The sequence below is a fragment of the Shewanella sp. MF05956 genome, from assembly GCF_059758055.1.
In genome coordinates this window covers 1-1,200 of record NZ_JCAYNV010000045.1, presented here as the reverse complement: position 1 = coordinate 1,200, position 1,200 = coordinate 1, and the positions used below count along the sequence as shown (strand labels likewise).

General features: G+C 45.8%; 1 protein-coding gene. It reads left to right on the top strand.

The features are described 5' to 3' along the window. Positions 1–72 precede the first annotated feature (72 nt). A protein-coding gene (locus AC19MX_RS21065) for an IS3 family transposase (protein ID WP_498299768.1) occupies positions 73–1,160 on the top strand; the annotation gives its coding sequence in 2 pieces (ribosomal slippage) (positions 73–334 and positions 334–1,160; 1,089 coding nt in all). The last annotated feature ends 40 nt before the right edge of the window (positions 1,161–1,200 follow it).

Here is a 1,200-nt window from a genome sequence, read left to right as displayed (position 1 = left end):
GGTAATACCCCCTAAAAATAGCTGATTTCAAAAGTAGAATTTTCTCGTAATATATACGCAGGGAGATTCTGCATGAAAACATCAAAATTTAGCGACAGCCAAATCCTAGCAATCCTTAAACAAGCCGAAGCTGGCACCCCAGTTCCGGGGCTTTGCCGTGAGCACGGCATGAGCTCAGCGACCTTCTATAAATGGCGCGCCAAATTTGGTGGCATGGACGCTTCTATGATGGCGCGATTGAAGGAGTTAGAGGCTGAGAATTCACGACTCAAAAAAATGTATGCCGAAGAACGACTCAAAGCTGAAATACTCAAAGAGGCTATCGAAAAAAAGTGGTAAAGCCGTCGCGTCGGCGGGAGCTGGCGCAAAAGGCGGTGCAAGATAAAGCCATTCCTATCACCTTTGCCTGTGCCTTGTTCGGGCTCAGTGAGAGCTGTTATCGCTATCAAGCAAAACTCAGTGATGAAAACGCTGCTATTGCCGATTGGTTACAGCGACTAACATCGACCCATAAGAGCTGGGGATTTGGTCTGTGTTATTACTTTTTACGTAACGTGAAACGCTACCGATGGAACCATAAGCGGGTGTATAGGATTTACCGCGAGTTAGAGCTGAACCTAAGGATTAAGCCAAAGAAACGCTTGAAACGTGACAAACCGGATGCATTGGCGGTGCCAGAGGCAATCAATGAATGTTGGTCCATGGATTTTATGCACGACCAACTTGAAGATGGACGCAGCATTAGGTTATTGAACGTGATTGATGATTACAACCGTGAAGGCTTGGCGATAGAGGTCGACTTCTCCTTGCCTGCGGAGCGTGTAGTAAGAACATTGGATCAAATCATCGAATGGCGTGGAACACCGAAACAGATACGCAGTGATAATGGTCCAGAATACATCAGTGCTGTACTGGCTGCTTGGGCTGAAAAACACAATGTAGAACTGAAATTTATTCAGCCTGGCAATCCACAGCAGAATGCCTATGTGGAACGCTATAATCGGACTGTGCGATACGAATGGCTGAGCCAATATCTTTGGAGTAGTATTGCCGAGGTACAGGAACATGCGACACAATGGCTATGGTTTTATAACAACGAAAGACCCAATACAGCAATTGGTGGTATTCCACCAAAGCAAAAACTGGCACTAGTGGCCTAAGTCTCTACTTTTGATCTCAGTTAAAAATGGGGAGATTACC